Annotated in this window: 14 protein-coding genes; 9 read left to right on the top strand and 5 right to left on the bottom strand. The window is 73.1% G+C overall.

Features of this window, described 5'->3' with window-relative positions:
- Positions 1–9 precede the first annotated feature (9 nt).
- Both ACYVLT_RS05950 and ACYVLT_RS05945 read left to right on the top strand, forming a co-directional pair.
- On the top strand, positions 10–495 hold the full coding sequence (locus tag ACYVLT_RS05950) for a hypothetical protein (RefSeq protein WP_461119072.1): 486 nt from the start codon (positions 10–12) through the stop codon (positions 493–495).
- Positions 492–980 (top strand): DEAD/DEAH box helicase family protein, encoded by a 489-nt coding sequence (locus ACYVLT_RS05945; RefSeq protein ID WP_461119071.1) that lies wholly within the window; start codon positions 492–494, stop codon positions 978–980. The genes ACYVLT_RS05950 and ACYVLT_RS05945 overlap by 4 nt, the downstream gene beginning before the upstream one ends.
- Here ACYVLT_RS05945 and ACYVLT_RS05940 read toward each other — a convergent pair.
- On the bottom strand, positions 970–2,178 hold the full coding sequence (locus ACYVLT_RS05940) for a cytochrome P450 family protein (protein ID WP_461119070.1): 1,209 nt from the start codon (positions 2,176–2,178) through the stop codon (positions 970–972). The genes ACYVLT_RS05945 and ACYVLT_RS05940 overlap by 11 nt on opposite strands.
- Positions 2,179–2,235: 57 nt before the next feature.
- Here ACYVLT_RS05940 and ACYVLT_RS05935 point away from each other — a divergent pair, with 57 nt between their 5' ends.
- Positions 2,236–3,291 (top strand): TetR/AcrR family transcriptional regulator, encoded by a 1,056-nt coding sequence (locus tag ACYVLT_RS05935; protein WP_461119069.1) that lies wholly within the window; start codon positions 2,236–2,238, stop codon positions 3,289–3,291.
- Here the strand turns inward: ACYVLT_RS05935 and ACYVLT_RS05930 are convergent.
- From ACYVLT_RS05930 to ACYVLT_RS05920, 3 genes are read right to left on the bottom strand one after another with little or no spacing between them, the layout of a single operon-like run.
- Positions 3,263–3,721: an acyl-CoA thioesterase gene (locus ACYVLT_RS05930; protein ID WP_360466035.1), complete on the bottom strand. Its 459-nt coding sequence runs from the start codon at positions 3,719–3,721 to the stop codon at positions 3,263–3,265. The genes ACYVLT_RS05935 and ACYVLT_RS05930 overlap by 29 nt on opposite strands.
- A 10-nt stretch (positions 3,722–3,731) precedes the next feature.
- Complete coding sequence (locus tag ACYVLT_RS05925; protein ID WP_461119068.1) at positions 3,732–4,886, bottom strand: MFS transporter; 1,155 nt, start codon at positions 4,884–4,886, stop codon at positions 3,732–3,734.
- Complete coding sequence (locus ACYVLT_RS05920; RefSeq protein WP_360466040.1) at positions 4,886–5,479, bottom strand: TetR/AcrR family transcriptional regulator; 594 nt, start codon at positions 5,477–5,479, stop codon at positions 4,886–4,888. The genes ACYVLT_RS05925 and ACYVLT_RS05920 overlap by 1 nt, the downstream gene beginning before the upstream one ends.
- A 126-nt stretch (positions 5,480–5,605) precedes the next feature.
- Here ACYVLT_RS05920 and ACYVLT_RS05915 point away from each other — a divergent pair, with 126 nt between their 5' ends.
- The 6 genes from ACYVLT_RS05915 to egtD all read left to right on the top strand — a co-directional run bounded on the left by ACYVLT_RS05915 (position 5,606) and on the right by egtD (position 12,506).
- Complete coding sequence (locus ACYVLT_RS05915; RefSeq protein ID WP_461119067.1) at positions 5,606–6,157, top strand: Scr1 family TA system antitoxin-like transcriptional regulator; 552 nt, start codon at positions 5,606–5,608, stop codon at positions 6,155–6,157.
- Between the two features lie 14 nt (positions 6,158–6,171).
- The gene (locus ACYVLT_RS05910) at positions 6,172–7,872 is read left to right on the top strand and encodes a PQQ-dependent sugar dehydrogenase (RefSeq protein WP_461119066.1); all 1,701 of its coding nucleotides are present in this window, start codon (positions 6,172–6,174) and stop codon (positions 7,870–7,872) included.
- Positions 7,873–8,264: 392 nt separating this feature from the next.
- Positions 8,265–9,458, top strand: a complete 1,194-nt coding sequence (locus ACYVLT_RS05905) for a glutamate-cysteine ligase family protein (protein WP_461119065.1) — start codon at positions 8,265–8,267, stop codon at positions 9,456–9,458.
- A complete protein-coding gene (gene egtB, locus ACYVLT_RS05900; RefSeq protein ID WP_461119064.1) occupies positions 9,455–10,783 on the top strand; it encodes an ergothioneine biosynthesis protein EgtB in 1,329 nt (442 codons plus the stop codon). The genes ACYVLT_RS05905 and egtB overlap by 4 nt, the downstream gene beginning before the upstream one ends.
- 2 nt (positions 10,784–10,785) lie before the next feature.
- Entirely contained in the window at positions 10,786–11,535 is a 750-nt protein-coding gene (gene egtC, locus ACYVLT_RS05895) for an ergothioneine biosynthesis protein EgtC (protein ID WP_461119063.1), read from the top strand.
- Positions 11,532–12,506 (top strand): L-histidine N(alpha)-methyltransferase, encoded by a 975-nt coding sequence (egtD, locus tag ACYVLT_RS05890; protein ID WP_461119062.1) that lies wholly within the window; start codon positions 11,532–11,534, stop codon positions 12,504–12,506. Before egtC ends, egtD begins: the two co-directional genes overlap by 4 nt.
- 189 nt (positions 12,507–12,695) lie before the next feature.
- On the opposite strand, the gene ACYVLT_RS05885 is transcribed toward egtD, so the two are convergent.
- The gene (locus ACYVLT_RS05885; protein WP_461119061.1) at positions 12,696–13,700 is read right to left on the bottom strand and encodes a DUF4037 domain-containing protein; all 1,005 of its coding nucleotides are present in this window, start codon (positions 13,698–13,700) and stop codon (positions 12,696–12,698) included.
- Positions 13,701–13,772: the final 72 nt, after the last annotated feature.

The following is a 13,772-nucleotide window of genomic DNA, read 5'->3' as shown; positions in this document are numbered from 1 at the left end:
TCCCGCGCGATGACCACCGTGCTCTGGCTCCTCGGCCCGTCCGGCGTCGGCAAGTCGACGGTGGGCTGGGCCGTCTACCGCCTCCTGGAGCGCGCCTCCTACGTCGACGCCGACCAGCTCGGCCTCTGCTACCCGTCGACCGACGACGACCCGGAGAACCACCGGATCAAGTCGGCCGCGCTGGGCGCGATGTGGCCGGAGCTCAGGGGTTCCCCGCTCGTCGTCTCCGGGTTCCTCAACACACCCGAAGAGGCCCGCGGGTACACCGATCGCCTGCCCGGCGCCGACATCACGCTGTGCCGGTTGCGGGTGCGACGCGCCGAGCTGCGGACCCGGTTCCTCGGCCGGGGGTGGCTCACCGAGGAGGTCGACCAGGTGCTCGACGATGCCGAGGCGCTGGAGCGCGCCACCGACTTCGCCGACTTCACCGTGGACACCGACGGGCGCACCCCCGCCTCGATCGCGGCGGAGGTCCGGCGGAGGTGGGCCGCGTGACCGTCCTGTGGATCGCCGGACCGCGCGCGGTGGGCAAGTCGACGGTGGGCTGGGCGGTCTACCGCCGGCTCTTCGCGACCACCAGGGCGGGATACCTGGACCTGGCCCAGCTCACCTTCGCCACGCCGCCGCTCGACGTGGCGGGCAAGGCCCGGCGACTCGACGCGGTGCGGCGCGTCCACCTCGACGCGGGCGCCCGGCACCTGGTCGTCACGGGAGAGCACCACGCGGACCTCCTGCCCGGCGCGAGGTTGTGCTGGCTGCACGCGAGCCACGCCGAGCTCGTGGCGCGCCTGCTGCTGCGTGGCGCGGGCAAGGGGCCCGCGATCCCCGGCGACGAACTCCGTGGCCTGCCCGAGGAAGACCTGCGCCGCCTGGCCGTCGCCGTGCCCGCACCCGCGGCGGCGGAACTCGTGCTCGACACCGACGGCCGGCCGGTCGAGGCGATCGCGGACGAGATCCTCGGCTGGGCCTTCAGCCCCTGACCACCAGCGAGGCCAACCGCCACGTGCCGCCGTCCGGCGTCCGGCGCGGTGCCTCCGCCAGTGCTGGGTCCGGGAACCGTCGCAGCACGGCCGAGATCGCCACCTGCGTCTGCACCCGCGCGAACGCGGCGCCGAGGCAGAAGTGCGCGCCGTGCGAGTAGCCGAGGTGGCCCACCGACGGCACGCGCGTGACGTCCAGCTCGTCCGGCGCGGTGTACACCCGCGGGTCGCGGTTGGCCGACACGATCGCCGTCATCACCCGCTCGCCCTCGCCGATCACCACGTCGCCGAAGGCCACCTCCTCCTTGGTGAACCGGGGCACGGTCAGCAACTGCGGGCCGACCCACCGGGTCAGCTCCTCCACCGCGCGCGGCACCAGACCCGGGTCCGCACGCAGCGCCGCGAGCTGGTCGGGATGGGTGAGCAGGGCTTCCAGGCCGTTGACGATGAGGTTGGTCGGCGTCTGCCCCGCGATCACCAGCTGCCACACCAGCGTCACCAGCTCCGCGTCGGTGAACCGGTCGCCGTCGGCGTCCCGCACCCGCAGCAGCTGGGAGATCAGGTCGTCCCCCGGTGAGGTCCGGCGCAGCTCGACGGCCTCGATCGCGCCCTCGATGATCCCCGGGATCGCCGCGAGGAACCCCGGTCCGTAACCGCTCACCACGGCCACGCCGTACTCGCGCCACCGCGCCCGGTGCTCGGCGGGGATGCCGACCAGCTCGCAGATCACGTCCATCGGCAACGGGCGGGCGAAGTGCTCCAGGAGGTCCACCTCGTCGCCGTCCGGCAGCGCGTCGAGCAGCGCGGCCACGATCGCCTCGATCCGCGGCCGGAAGTCCTCCGCCCGCCGCGCGGTGAACGCGGGCGCGGCCAGCCTGCGCAGCCGGAGGTGCTCGGGGCCGTTCAGCTCCGACATCGTGCGCAGGTACGGCTTGCAGTGCTCCGGGATGCCCGGCAGGCCCATGAAGCTGTTCGCGTTCAGCTCGAAGCGCGGGTCGGCCAGCATCGCCTTGGCGTCCTCGTGCCGGGTGAGGACCCACATGTCACCCATGCCGGGCAGGTGCATCTTCGCCACCGGGCAGCGCTCGCGCGCCTCGCCGTAGGCGGTGAACGGGTCGAGCAGCACCTCGGGCGTCGTGGGGTCGATCTCGGGAACGGTCAACTCAGGCCTCCGGATGTTGACATCAGATGTTCTCATCATCTGAATGGTCACGGTATCTTGGCCACGCGACGCCTGGCAAACGGGGAGCGTGACGTGCGGCTGAGCAGGGCGGAGACCCAGGAGCGCAACCGGGCACGGGTGCTGGCCGCGGCCCGCGCCGAGTTCGCCGACCGCGGCTTCCGGGACGCCAAGATCGACACGATCGCGCAGCGCGCCGAGCTGACCCGGGGCGCGGTGTACTCGAACTTCCCCGGCAAGCGCGCCCTCTACTTCGCGGTGCTGGCCGACCTGGCCGAACGCGCGGTGGCGCCGTCGAACCCGCAACGCGGGGTGGACCGGCGGGAGGCCCTCGGCGCGCTGGCCCGCGCGTGGGTCACCTCGCTCACCCACGACCCGCTGGCGCGGGACTTCCTGCCCGAGGTGGCCGCCGAGGAGGTGACGCGCCGGCCGTTCACGCAGTTGATGAAGCTGGACGCGGTGCTGCTCAGCCTCGCGCTGGAAGCCGTCGACCCGGTCGCCGCGCCGACGCCGGGCGCGCCGCCGATGAGGATGGTCCGCCTCGCCGAGGTCGTGCTCGCCACCCTGCACGGCGCGAGCGGGATGGCCACCGCCGCGCCCGGGTTCCTGGAGCCGTTCGACGTGATCAGCGCGTGCGAACGGCTCGCCGGCCTCGAGCTGAACGACTGGTGGGTGGCGCCTTCCGGCGCGGTGGTGGTCGAGCAGGACCGGCCGTGGGCGCCGCCGACCGTCGTGGACCTCGTGCGCGGCTCGGAGGTGACGCCGGACGAGGACGGCGTGGTGGTCGTGCTGGGGCTCAACCGCCTGGCCGCGGTGGAGGAGGCGGTGCGCAACGGCGCACGGGTGACGCTCGCGGTGGTGACCGGCGCACCGGGGGAGCTTGCCCCGTTGGCACGGCTGGTGGTGGCGCAGCTGTGCGTGAGCCTGCGGCAGGCCTTCCCGGTCGCGGCGTGGCCCCGCCCGCGGGTGGTGTGCGACGAGACCGGCGCGTTGGCGGCCGCGGCCGGCGTGCCGTCGGTGAGCGACGAGACCGAGACCGCGATCCGCGTCGAACGCGGGCGGGTCGTGGCGCGCGCCGAGGGGTCAGGCGCCGGTCACGCGGTCAGCGCCGCGGCGCGGGTGCGGACCTAGCCGCCGGGCGCGCGGTGGCCGGACGGCGTTCCAGCACCTTGCGGAAGTCGGCCGGGATGGGCGTGGTGCGCAGCTCCGGCGTGCCGAAGGAGACGTACCGGTTCCAGCCGGTGGCGACCGGCGTGCCGTCCACGTCCGCGTCGAAGCCCATGGTCAACGTGGTGGTGCCGAGCGTGCGCACCCGCACCGCGATCCGCAGCAGGTCGTCGAACCGGGCCGGGTGGAGGTACCGGATCGAGGTCTCCGCCATCACGAAGTCGATGCCGTGCTTCTCCAACTCCTTGTAGGAGCCGAGCAGCGACCGCAGGGTCTCCACCATCGCGGACTCGAAGAAGACCGCGTAGCGCGAGGCGTGCACGATCCCCTGTCGGTCGCAGTCGACCGGGCGCACCCGCACCCGGTGCACGTGGGCAGGTCGCGCGTCAGCCATGCCGGCGATCCTATGGGGTCACCGCGGCGGCCCGCGTCGGCCTAGCGGTGACTGCTCCGAGTGACGACCCCACCAGCTGGCCGACCGCCACCAGGAAGATCACCGCCACCGGCGGCCACGCGGTGAGCAGCGCGCCGCCGGCCGCCGCACCCACCGCGAACGCGCCGAGCTTCAGGCTCGCGCCCGTGGTGGAGACCTGCCCGAGCAGCGGGCCGGGCGTGTACCGCTGCCGCGCGGTGATCGTCGCGGTCAGGGTCGGCCCCTGCGCCACGCCGCTGACCAGCGCCAGGCCGAGCAGCACGGGGAAGTGCGAGGTGAGCGGCCACAGCGCGAGCGTCACCCCGTACAGCGCGACCGCGGTGAACACGACCCGCTCCGGACGCCACCGGGGCAGCCGCCGCCGCACCGCCAGGACGCTCGCCACGCAGCCGACCTCGAACGCCGCCCAGACGATCCCGGCCTGGTTCCCGTTCACCCCCAGGGTGCCCAGGTGCAGCGGCAGCGCCGTGGTGAGCATGCCGACGGATCCGTACCCGACCGCGGACGCGACGGTCACGCCGCGCAACGGGGCAGTGGTGGCCAGGTGCCGCAGGCCCTGCTTCATCGCCGCACGCAGCGACGGGCGTTCGGCCGGCGGGTGCGGCGGCACGCGCAGCGCCGTCGTGCACAACCCGCCCGCCGCCGACAGCACCGCCACCACGGCCACCGCGACGGCGGGCGACGCGGCCGTGCTCAGCACGCCCGCCAGTCCCGGCCCGGCGATCGCCGCCGCGTTGAACAGCAGCGCGTCGTGCGAGGTGGCCCGGGGCAGGTCGGTGGCCAGGCGCGGGACCAGGCTGGTGAACCCGCCGCTGGTCATCGGCAGCGTGATGCCCGCGACGAACGCGGCGGGCACGAGCCAGGGCGCCGGCGCGAACACCATGGCCACCGCCATCGCGCAGAGCGCGAACTGGTTGGCGGCCAACGCCGCCACCGGCCGCCCGGTCCGGTCGAGCCACGCGCCGAGCAGCGGTCCGGACAGGATCGATGGCACCGTGTACGCGGCGATCACCGCACCGGACAGCACCGTTGACTCGCTGCGCGACAAGGCCAGCAGCACCACCGCCACGGCCACCATCTCGTCGGCCAGCCGGGCCAGGCCCGCGGCCCAGTAGTACCGCCCCATCAGCCTTTCCGGCGGTGTCGGCGCACGCTCTCCTCGACCAGGTCGAGCACCGGTTCGAGGTCGTCCGCGGGCAGGCCCATGGCCAGGTGGGACACCAGGCCCTCCAGCACCAGCTCCAGGAACGACGTCAGCACGTCCACGTCCACGTCGTCACGCAGGTTCCCGGCCTCGCGCTGGCGCTCCAGCCGCTGGCGGGTCGCGTCGGTCAGCTGCCGCGACCGCTCCGCCCACCGGGCCCGGAACTCCGGGTCGGTGCGCAGCCGCCGCGACACCTCCAGCCGGGTGCCGAGCCAGTCCGCCGGGTGCTCGACGTCGTTCGGGTCGGGCGGGTACAGCAGGTCGCGCATCACCTGCACGAGGCCCTGTTGGGAGACGACCTCCGCCATCCGCAGCGCGTCGTCCTCGGCCAAGGCGAGGAACAGCGACTCCTTGTCCCGGAAGTGGTGGAAGATCGCGCCCCTGGACAGGCCGGTAGCCTCTTCCAGTCGGCGCACGGTCGCGCCTTCGTAGCCGAAACGCGCGAAACACGCACGTGCGCCGTCGAGGATCTGGCGGCGACGGGCATCGAGGTGGTCCTGGCTCACCCTGGGCACCTGTCGATGTTGTCAGGGCCGCCGGACGAAATCCAATCAGTACGTACGGCTTGCCCGGTCCACTTTGGGGTGGACTTGCCGGTCTCCGCTCGAACTCGCTGGTCGACGTCACTACGGTGGCGCACCGTGACCGCAGGTGAGGACATCCGGCCGCCGCTGAGGTTGGTGCCGGGATCGGGCTGGTCGGGTGGACCGTCCACGGTGGACCGCAGTCGGCACGGGCCGGACTTGATCGATCTGATCAGGCTCGTCGGCCGTCGACCCGGGGAGATCGCGGACAGCCCGGCCGAGTGCGACGTCGTGGTGTTCGAGACGTTGTGCGTCCCGGAGCCGCTGCGCACGCCCGCCTACGCCGTGGCCCTCGGTGACGACGGCGGCGGCACCGGGTTCGACCGGTTCCCGCACACCGCCGCGCGGTTCTTCGTGCACGAGGCCGTGCTGCACGTGCGCGTCGGCGACGACGCGGTCATGGCCGACCAGTGGGACGCGCTCGCCGACCGGGGTGACGTGCCGGTCCGCCTGGTGCCGTTCTCGGCCGGCCACGCGGGTGCGCTGCGCTCGTCGTTCACCCTGCCCGACGGCCGCCGCCTGGCGGAGGTGCTGGACCGGATCGCGCTGGACGTGCCGTCCTCGCGGGCCGAGTTCCGCCGTCGCGCCGAGCACCACCGCAACCGGTAGCCGGAGGAAGACCCATGGGATCAGGCGCGGCCGGTTCGAACACCTCGCGACGGCGGCTGGTGGTGGCGGCGGCGACGGCGGCGCTGTCCCTGTTCACGGCGTCCGGCGCCGCGCAGGGCGGCCCGGACGCCGACCGCCTCGCCGCCGCACCCGCCGACACCGAGCCGCCCACCCCGCCGCGAAGCCTGCGCGTCACGGGCAAGTCGGCGACCAGCGTGTCGTTGGCGTGGAGGTCGGCCACGGACAACGTCGGCGTGGTCGGCTACGACGTCTACCAGCACGGTCAGCTCATGACGAGCGTGCCGGGCACGACCCTGGCCGCGACCGTCACCGGCCTGCGGCCCGACACCGAGTACGACTGGACGGTCTTCGCGCGCGACGCCGCGCCCAACGTCTCGCAGCCCGGGAACAACGTCGTCGTCCGCACCGACCCCGCGCCACCGGACAACGAGGCGCCCACCGCGCCCGGTCGGCTGCGCGTCACCGGCAAGTCGGCGTCCAGCGTGTCCTTGGCCTGGGAGCCGGCCGCGGACAACGTCGGCGTCACCGCGTACGTGGTGCACCGCGACGGCGCGCAGTCGGTCACGACCGACGGCCCGTCCGCCACCGTCACCGGCCTGACCACCGGCACCGGGTACCGGTTCACCGTGCGGGCGCGTGACGCGGCGGGCAACCTCTCGCCGTTCAGCGAGGAGGTCATCGCCGCACCGGGCGGGACGGCGCCGGCGGGCGAACCGGTCCCCGGCGCGGTGACCGCGTTGCGCGAGGGCACGGACGTGCCGTGGGGCGTGGCGTTCCTGCCCGACGGTTCGGCCCTGGTGTCCGAGCGGGAGCAGTTCACCCTCTACCGCCTCACGCCCGGCGGCGAGCGGATCGACATCGGGCGGGTGCCGGCCGCGCAGGGCACCAACGGCGAGGGCGGCGTGCTGGGCATCGAGGTCTCGCCCACGTTCGCCACCGACGGGCACGTGTTCGTCTACCACACCGCCGCGGGCGGCAACCAGGTCGTGCGGGCCAGGCTGGTGGGGGACACGCTCTTCGGCTGGACCACGATCCTGGGCGGGATGCCGAAGAACCGCTACCACAACGGCGGTCGGCTGCGGTTCAGCCCGGACGGCCGGTACCTGTTCGTCTCCACCGGCGACGCGCAGAACGGCAGCCACGGGCTGAACCTGGACACCAACGCGGGCAAGATCCTGCGCATCCGCCCGGACGGGTCGATCCCGCCGGACAACCCGTTCCCGGGCAAGGCGATCTGGAGCTACGGGCACCGCAACGTGCAGGGCCTGGACTTCGACTCGCAGGGCAGGCTGTGGGCGACCGAGTTCGGCAACAACTCCTGGGACGAGGTCAACCTCATCGAGCGCGGCGGCAACTACGGCTGGCCGGGCTGCGAGGGCGTGGTCGGGTACTGCGAGGGCACCCTGCCGCCGAAGACGACGTGGCCGACCACGGCCGCGGGGCCGAGCGGGTTGGCCATCATCAACGACCACGTGTTCGTGGCCACCACGGTCGGGCAGCGGCTCTACCGGATGCGCATCGACGGCACGGAGCTGGTCGAGCAGCAGGTCTACTACCAGGGCGCGTACGGGCGGTTGCGCACGGTCGAGGTCGACCGCGAGGGCGACATCTGGCTGACCACCACGTGGGACCTGGACGAGGTGGGCGGCAACGACCGGGTGCTGCACGTGGACGTGGAGTACCGGCGGCCCTAAGCCCCGGGTTCGCCCGAACGGCCCGCCCGCCGAGGTCCGGTCGCCGGGGCGGGCGGGCGCCGCTCGTGCGCCGGGGCGGGCGGGCGCCGCTCGTGCGCCGGCCGCGGGTCACCGATCCGCCACGAGGTGTTCACCCGCGAACCCGGCCCGTCGGCCCGGACGCCGTGCGGCGTCCCTTCGGAGCAACCGGCAGGCGGCCGGAACGCCGTCGGGCTCCGTCCGACCGGCCGTCGTGGCGCTGTCGGTGGTCGACATGTCGTTGATCTGCAAGGCTTTCGGTTGGCTGCGAGTGTCGGTGCCTGCGTGTAGCGTCGAACGGACGAGAATGATCACGGGGAGTGCCAACAGTGACTGCTGTGCGTAATGCCCCGCCCCCGGGGCCCACCCCGGCGGTGTTCCGGGACAGAGCCGAGGCCGAGGCCTACGTGGCCTCCGTCTGCTTCAAGCACGGACCTCCGAGGCTGTTCGGAGTCGAACTGGAATGGACCGTCCACCACGTCGAAGATCCCACCCGACCGCTCGACGCGAAGACCCTCGCGGCCGCGCTCGGTCGCCACGCACCACCGACACTCGTCCCCGACAGCCCCCAGCGGCCACTGCCCTCCGGCACCCCGCTGACGGTGGAACCGGGTGGCCAGGTCGAGATCTCCACCCCGCCACGCGAGTCGTTGACCGACCTGCTCAAGACCGTCGCGGCGGACATCGACCACCTCCAGCACCTGCTCGAACCTGCCGGGCTGCGGCTCGGTCAGCACGGCGCGGACCCGTTCCGCCCGCCGCGCCGGATGCTCCGGGTCCCGCGCTACGCGGCCATGGAACACGCCTTCTCCCCACTCGGGCCCGAGGGCATCACGATGATGTGCAGCACCGCGGGCCTCCAGGTCTGCTTGGACTTCGGCTGGGCGAGTGACCTGCCGAAGCGCTGGGCCGCGGTGCACGCGCTCGGCCCGGTGCTGACGGCCCTGTTCGCCAACTCCCCGGGCGTCAACGGTCGTCGAACCGACTGGGCCAGCGCGCGGATGCGGTCCCTCTACGGCACCGACCCGGTGCGCACCCGGCAGGCGGCGGTGTGCGCGAGGCCGGCCGACGCCTGGGCCAAGCGCGTGCTCGACACGCCGGTCATCGCGGTGCGCAGGCCGGGGTCGAACTGGCTGCCACCGCACCGGTTGACGTTCGCCGACTGGGTCGCGGGCGCGCTCGACCGGCCGCCCACCGCCGACGACCTGGACTACCACCTCACCCTGCAGTTCCCGCCGGTCCGGCCGCGCGGGTACCTGGAGGTCCGCTACCTCGACTCGCCGCCGCACGGCCAGTGGCTGCCACCGGTCGTGCTGATGGCGGCGTTGTTCAGCACGCCGCAGGTGGTGGACGACGCGCTCGCCGCGAGCGAGGCCACCGCGAACCGCTGGCTCGCCGCCGCGCGCTACGGCCTGGCCGACCCGGTGCTCGCCCGCGCGGCGCGCGACGTGGTCGAGCTGGGCTGCGTCGCGCTGTCCAACACCGACCTGTCGGTCGGCCAGACCGAGGCCATCGCCGAGGAACTGCACCGCACGCTCGCTGAGAAGACCGGAGGGGGCCGTTCATGACCAGCACCGACTCATCGCACACCGAGGGCATCCGCGACCGGGTCGCCGCCCAGCTCACCAGGGCACGCGACCGCAGCAGGCTGCTCACCGACGCGGTGGACGACCACGACCTCGTCCGCCAGCACTCCAAGCTGATGTCACCGCTGGTGTGGGACCTCGCGCACATCGGCAACCAGGAAGAGCTGTGGCTGGTCCGCGACGTCGGCGGCCGCGAGCCCGTCCGCGCGGACATCGACGAGTTGTACGACGCGTTCAAGCACGCCCGGTCGGCCCGGCCGGAACTGCCGCTGCTCGGGCCCGCCGAGGCGCGCAGGTACGTCGGCGAGGTCCGCGACAAGGTGTTCGACGTGCTGGAACGCACCCCGTTCGAAGGCCACCGGCTCCTCGACGGCGGGTTCGCGTTCGGCATGATCGTGCAGCACGAGCAGCAGCACGACGAGACCATGCTGGCCACCCACCAGCTGCGCGTCGGCGAGCCGGTGCTGGACGCGCCAGCGCCGCCGCGCGGCGGCCCGGTCGGACCGGCCGAGGTGCTGGTGCCCGGCGGCCCGTTCACCATGGGCACGTCCACCGAGGCGTGGGCGCTGGACAACGAACGGCCGGCGCACCAGGTGGTCACCGAGCCGTTCTTCATCGACACCGTGCCGGTGACCAACGGCGCGTACGCGGCGTTCATCGCCGACGGCGGCTACCGGGACCCGCGGTGGTGGAGCGAGGCCGGCTGGGCGCACGTGCGGAAGGCTTCGCTGGTCGCGCCGCGGTTCTGGGAACGCATCGGCGACCAGTGGTACCGCACCGCGTTCGGCCGCACGACGCCGATCGCCGAGGACCAGCCGGTGGTGCACGTCTGCTACTACGAGGCCGAGGCGTACGCGAAGTGGGCGGGCAAGCGGCTGCCCACCGAGGCGGAGTGGGAGAAGGCGGCCCGGTTCGACCCGGTGACCGGCCGGTCCCGCCGGTTCCCGTGGGGCGACGAGGACCCGACCGAGGCGCACGCGAACCTGAACCAGCGGCACCTGGCGCCCGCGCCGGTCGGGGCGTACCCGGCGGGCGCGTCGGCGTTGGGCGTGCACCAGCTCATCGGTGACGTGTGGGAGTGGACCAGCACCGACTTCCACGGCTACGCCGGGTTCGAGGTGTTCCCGTACGCGGAGTACTCGCAGGTGTTCTTCGGGCCGGACTACAAGGTGCTGCGGGGCGGGTCGTTCGGCAGCGACCAGGCCGCGGTGCGCTCGACGTTCCGCAACTGGGACTACCCGATCCGGCGGCAGATCTTCGCCGGCTTCCGCTGCGCGCGGGACGCCTCGCGGGACGAGCTGGCCTGACGGTGTGCCGCCACCTGGGTTACCTGGGCCCCGCCGTGCCCGTCGCCGCGCTCGTGCACGACCCGCCGAACTCGTTGGTCCGGCAGTCGTACGCGCCGCGGGACATGCGCGGCGGCGGCACGGTGAACGTGGACGGCTACGGCGTCGGGTGGTACCCGGCGCCGGGCGGTCCGGCGTTGCGCTACCGCCGTGCCGGCACGATCTGGTCGGACGAGAACCTGCTCGCGCTGAGCCGGGTCACGGTGTCCGGCGGGGTGCTGGCCGCGGTCCGGTCGGCGACGGTCGGCATGCCGGTGGTCGACACCGCGTGCGCGCCGTTCACCGACGGGCGGTGGCTGTTCAGCCACAACGGCCGGGTCGCCGACTGGCCGGAGTCGGTGGTGGACGTGGCCGCGACGTTGCCGGTGGCGACGTTGCTGACGTTGGACGCGCCGACCGACGCGGCGCTGCTGTGGGCGTTGGTGCGGTCCCGGCTCGCGTCGGGCGCCGCGCCGGGTGCCGCGCTGGCTTCCGTCGTGTCCGAAGTGGCCGCCGCCGCACCCGGATCACGGCTGAACCTGTTGCTCACCAACGGAACCGTGCTGGTCGGCACGACGTGGACCCACTCGTTGTGGGTGCGCGCGGGCGACGGCGCGGCGACGTTGGCCTCCGAGCCGTTGGACGACGACCCGCGCTGGCGGGAGGTGCCCGACGGGCACGTCGTCACGGCAGATGTGTCCACTGTGGACGTTCAACCGATTGGACGAGGATGACCGAGCCCGTGCTGGACGTGCACCTCACCCCGGAGGACGCGGCGGTCGCGCTGCGCGCCGAGGCGAAGGCGGGGCTGACCGCCCGGCCGAAGTGGGTGTCGCCGAAGTGGTTCTACGACGCGGTCGGCAGCGAGCTGTTCGAGGAGATCACCCGGCTGCCCGAGTACTACCCGACCCGCGCGGAGCGGGAGATCCTGGTGGCGCGGGCGGCGGAGATCGCGTCGCTCACGGGCGCGCACTCGTTGGTCGAGCTGGGTTCCGGCTCGTCGGAGAAGACGCGGCTGCTGCTCAGCGCGTTGCGCGAGCACGGCACGTTGACCGAGTTCGTGCCGCTGGACGTGTCGCCGTCGGCGTTGACCGAGGCGGCGAAGGCGATCATGGCCTCGTACCCGGGCCTGCGGGTGCACGGGGTGGTCGGCGACTTCACCGAGCACCTGGGCCTGCTGCCCGGCACGCCGCCGCGGGTGGTGGCGTTCCTGGGCGGGACGATCGGCAACCTGATCCCGGAGGAGCGGGACAAGTTCTTCACCTCGGTGCGTGACGTGCTGGAGCCGGGGGAGTGGTTGCTGCTCGGCACGGACCTGGTGAAGGACCCGGACGTGCTGGTGCGTGCGTACGACGACGCGCAGGGCGTGACGGCGGAGTTCAACCGCAACGTGCTGCGCGTGATGAACCGTGAGCTCGACGCCGACTTCGACCCTGCCGACTTCGAGCACGTGGCCCTCTGGAACGCCGAGCAGGAGTGGATCGAGATGCGCCTGCGCGCGCTCCGCCCGGTCAAGACCCACGTCGCCGCCCTGGGCCTGGACGTCGAGTTCACCGAGGGCGAGGAACTGCGCACCGAGGTCTCCGCCAAGTTCCGCCGCGAGGGCGTGGAGCGGGAACTGTCCGCCGCCGGCTTCGCCCTCCACCACTGGTGGACCGACCCCGAATCCCGCTTCGCCCTCTCCCTCTCCCGCGCCCTCCCCTAACCCCACCCCCCGAGAGTCCTACCTCCAGCCCGCGCGTGTCCTACGTTCAGAACGCGCGTGTCCTACGTTCGCGTACCCCGAGTTCAACGCTCAGAACAGTCGATCTTGTTCTGAGTGTTGAACTCGGGTGTTCTGAACGTAGGACACGCGTGACGTGAACGTAGGACTCGCGCGGGTTGGGGGTTGGACTCACGGGAGGTCGTGGGTTTGGTCGACGGTGCCGGTCAGGGGGAGGTCGGCGACCTCGGGGTCGGTGACGGCGGCACGGAGGGCCGTCGCGAAGCGGTCGGCGCGCAGCACCCGGAACGGGCGGCCGTGGTACGGGCGGGTGGTCGGGTCGACCGGTTCGGCCAGGCCCAGCCCGTTGCACTCGGCGGCCACGACCTCGTACGCCTTCGCCAGGTGCCCCTCCCGCGAACGCCAGTCGGTCGCCGCCAGCACGCCCCGCAGCACGGGCACCAGGTCGGCGTACCGGGCGAACGCACTGCCCAACCACTTGCCGTACGGCGGGTAACGGCGGTCGAGCAACAGCCGCAGCCGCATCAGGTCACGGGTCAGCCGGGCCGCCACCACGGCCGACCCCAGCTCGTCCCCGACCTCGCCGCACCGCCCGACGAACGCCTCCTCCCGCGAGATCCGCGCCCACTGGCACGCCAGCACGTACCGCCACACGTCGTCCGGGTACCACCGCAACGCCGCACGCGCCGCCGTCAGCACCCCCAACCCGTCGTAGAACACCGCCCCGGCCGTCGTCTCCGCCAACCGCTGCGTCGACACGCCCAGCCAGTCCCGCACGGTGACGCCCGCCCGCGGGTCGAACCCCAGCTGCCGGTCGAACCACGTGCCCGCGTCGGTGACGTCCACCCGGTGGTGCACCGGCCCGGTCGTCGGGGCCATCCGCCGGACACCCTCGTCCTCCGTGGCCACGAAGTGCGTGGGATACCCCAGGAACACCTTCGGCAGGTGGTCGGCCAGCGCGGACCGGATGTCCTCGGCGCGGGTGTCGTCCGGGTCCAGGAACAGCTGCACCCGCGGCCCCCACTCGTGGTCGGCGGAACGCTCCGTGTCGAAGCCCAGCACCTCCGAACCCGCACCGATGCGGCCCGCGCTGTGCGGCACCTCGCCGAAGTGCGCCCTGACCAGCGGCTCGACCGCCTCTCGGTAGAACCGTTCGGCCAAGTGAAGGCCCGGCAAGAACCATCCGTCGGCCACGAATCCTCCGTTCTGCGGGTGTTGCCAGACACGATCGAGTGAAAGCCTCGCGCG

The organism is Saccharothrix stipae, assembly GCF_054781895.1.
Note: the sequence above shows the minus strand (reverse complement) of the source record. Positions and strands in the feature narration are given on the sequence as shown.